The organism is Actinophytocola sp. (assembly GCF_035634895.1).
Lineage (GTDB): Bacteria > Actinomycetota > Actinomycetes > Mycobacteriales > Pseudonocardiaceae > Actinophytocola.
This window is the reverse complement of the sequence record NZ_DASQCC010000186.1, coordinates 1-3,010: the sequence shown is the minus strand read 5'-3', so window position 1 is coordinate 3,010 and position 3,010 is coordinate 1. Positions and strand designations below refer to the sequence as shown.

At 70.1% G+C, this 3,010-nt stretch carries 3 protein-coding genes; 1 reads left to right on the top strand and 2 read right to left on the bottom strand.

Annotated elements, in window-relative coordinates; all coding sequences use genetic code 11:
- A partial coding sequence (locus VET29_RS27345) for a WD40/YVTN/BNR-like repeat-containing protein (protein ID WP_414636617.1) occupies nucleotides 1-1,466 on the top strand: 1,466 nt, incomplete at its 5' end.
- A 109-nt stretch (nucleotides 1,467-1,575) separates the two neighbouring features.
- Here VET29_RS27345 and VET29_RS27340 read toward each other — a convergent pair.
- Together VET29_RS27340 and VET29_RS27335 are read right to left on the bottom strand one after the other, a co-directional pair.
- Nucleotides 1,576-2,400, bottom strand: coding sequence for an ABC transporter permease (locus VET29_RS27340; protein WP_324925558.1), 825 nt, complete (start codon nucleotides 2,398-2,400; stop codon nucleotides 1,576-1,578).
- On the bottom strand, nucleotides 2,397-3,010 hold a 614-nt coding region (locus tag VET29_RS27335), incomplete at its 5' end, for a DUF4162 domain-containing protein (protein WP_324925556.1). The genes VET29_RS27340 and VET29_RS27335, both read right to left, overlap by 4 nt.

Genomic DNA, 3,010 nt, shown 5'->3' with positions numbered 1-3,010 from the left:
CGTACGGGCGACGCTTTCCCCCGCGCAACTCGGAGATCGCGATGACTGAGGACCTCGAAGCGCGGCTGCGCCGGGAGCTTTCCAGCTGGGCGGAGGAAGCGCCCCCGCCGACCGCCGTGAGCGTGCGCACGCTGGATGCTGCGTATGCAGCGCCAGTCGAGCGAAGCCGGCCGTCCTGGTTGCTATCGGCGATCGCCGCCTGTGTGCTGCTCGTTGTCATAGGCGGCACCGCGGGTGGCATTGCGCTCGTCCGGCACCTGACCGAGCCGACTCGGCCGGCCGCGCCGACTCAGCCGGCGTCGCCGGCCCCCCCGACCGGATCGGTGCCGAGCGTCCATCCGACCTCGCCGAGCCCTACCGCGAACCCGACCGCCTCTGCTTCCTCCGCGCAACCGGCACCGGCACCGGCGGGTGCCACTGGCCCGGTCCCGGCCGGATTCACGGTGCACGACCTGACGTTCGTGAGCGACGACCAGGGCTGGGCGCTCGGCACCGCGCCGTGCTCCAGCAAGCCGTGCACGTCGCTGGTGCGCACGAGTGATGGCGGCCGCCATTGGGTTGGCATTCGCCCGCCGGTCGTCGGTCTCGTCGGAGTCGACGACTGCTCCACGGCGTGTGTGTCGAATGTGCGCTTCGCAACGCCGCTGGTCGGGTATCTGTTCGGTCCGCAGGCGTTCTATCTGACCACGGATGGCGGGGCGACATGGCAGCGGCAGGCGGGCGGCGCCGCAGCGCTCGAGATCGCTGATAACAACGTGCTCCGCGTTCCGGTAGGCGATGGACAGGGGTGCTTCCCCGGGTGCCCGGTGTCCGTCCAGGTCTCGACGATCGGTGGGACCGCGTGGCGTACGGTCCTTGCCCTGTCGTCGACGCAGGTCGGCTTCGACACGGGCGTTCAACTCTCGCGCACCGGTGGGCACGCGTACCTGCAGGTGTACGGCCATGTCTCCGGGGGCGCGAGCCAGGCGCACAGCGCCCTGTATGCGTCGGCCGACAGCGGTCTGACCTGGGCCGACCGCGGTGAGCCCTGCCCACAGGTTTCTCCGGGTGAGGTCGACGCATCCGCCCTGAGCTCGGCGTCCGATCAATCGGTCACCGTGCTGTGCACCCAGCGGTCGGGCTCGGCGTCTTTCGTGGCCGTATCGACCGACGGTGGTCGCACGTTCCAGCCCGGAAAGCTGCTGCCCAACCTCGAAATCCAGGTCGGCTCGGCGTCGTCGTCCACCGTGTTCGCCATCGGTTCGGTTGGTGGCCGCGAGTCCCTGGTCCGCAGCGTCGACCGCGGCCTCACCTGGATCGTGGTGGCGCAAAGCGGCCCGGCGACCGGCACCGCTGCGCCGCGCAGCGGCTTCCTCGGCTTCGAGTCGGCGACAACCGGTCGATGGGTCAGCCTGAGCGATCCCCGCACAGTCTGGACGACTAGCGACGGTGGCGCGACCTGGGTCCGGTACACATTCCCCGCCTAGCGTCGCTTCCCGCGCGCGGTTGGGACGGCTGGGGCTGATGTGAACCTCAGCCGGTAGCGCTCGTCGCATGAGCGCGCGGGAAGCAACAGCCCCAACTCGCCGGGCTCGGTTAGGTCGAGCGCTGGTAGGTCCGGAAGGCGCGGGTGGCGAGCCAGGCCATGCCGACGGCCAGCAGGGCCAGCGCGCCCAGCCTCGGCAGTACCGCGCCCCAGTCCGGATCGGCCGACAGTGCCTGGCGGCTGACCACCACCGCCCAGTCAACCGGGTTGTAGCGAGCGACCGTTTGCAGCCAGTCCGGAGCGAGCGCGATCGCCATGACCGCCGAGGAAACGAACGCCAGCGGCAGGCTCAGGAACTGGCTGATGCCGATCAGCGCCTCCTGGGTCCGGGCGAGTAGCGCCACCGCGTTGGACATCGCGGCGAAGATGACGCACAGCAGCGAGGCCGCGACCAAAGTGAGCAGGATTCCGGTTGTGCCGCCGGGGTATCGGCCTCCGGCCGCATAGGCGATCCCGAACACGACCAGGGTCTGGATCAGGGTGGTGATCACCTGGTAGGCCAGCGTGCCGATCATCATGGCGCCGCGCGACACCGGCGAGGCAAGCAGCCGATCCATCACCCCGCGGTTCATGTCCTCGATGTAGATCGTGCCGGCCCAGGCGGCCGAGAACAGCACGGTCATCATGATCACGCCCGGCGAGATGAACTCGAGGTAGGACCCTGACCCGTCCTGGGACGACGCGAAGCCGGGGATGTGCACGACCGACCGGAACAGCTGGCCGAACAGCAGCAGCCAGATGACCGGCTGGACGAGGGTGATCGCGGCGTACCAGGGCTGCCGGATCAGTGCGCGGACGGACCGCAACGTCAGCAGGCCGGAATGCACCAGTAGGTGCGATCGGGTCGGCCGCGTCGCGGCCGTGAGGGTAGTCATCGCGAGTTCTCCTCCGTCGCGTGATAGGTGCGGCCGGCGTGCCGCAGGTACACGTCATCCAGGGACGGGCGAGACACGGTGACCGAAGCCACCGTGACGCCGGTGTCGTCCAGGCTGGCCAGCACGGCCGGGACGGCGGTCGCACCGTGGTCGGCGCGGGCGCGCAGGCTGCTGCCCCCGTCCGAGCTGATCTCGCGCAGCCCCGGCACCCGGCCCAACCGAGTGACGGCGGCAGCCATCTGCGCGGCGGTGCCGAGTTCGACGACGATGGCGTCGCCCCGCAGTTCGCGTTTGAGGTCGTCAGCCGTACCTTCGACGACCACGCGACCGCGGTCGACGATGGCCAGCCGGTCCGCGAGCCGGTCCGCTTCGTCGAGGTAGTGGGTCGTGAGCAGCACGGTCGTCCGCTCGTCGGCGAGCCGTTCGATCTCCGCCCACATCTCAGCCCGGGCCTCCGGGTCGAGCCCGGTCGTAGGTTCGTCGAGGAAGAGCACCTGCGGGCGGTGAACCAGTCCGATCGCGACATCCAGGCGCCGGGCCATCCCGCCGGAGTAGGTCCGGACCAGCCGGTTGGCGGCGTCAGTGAGGCCGAACCGGTCGAGGAGTTCGC

Coding starts and splice junctions, on each gene's coding strand:
- VET29_RS27340 (WP_324925558.1), bottom strand. CDS start 2,400: ATGACTACCCTCACGGCCGCGACGCGGCCGACCCGATCGCACCTACTG.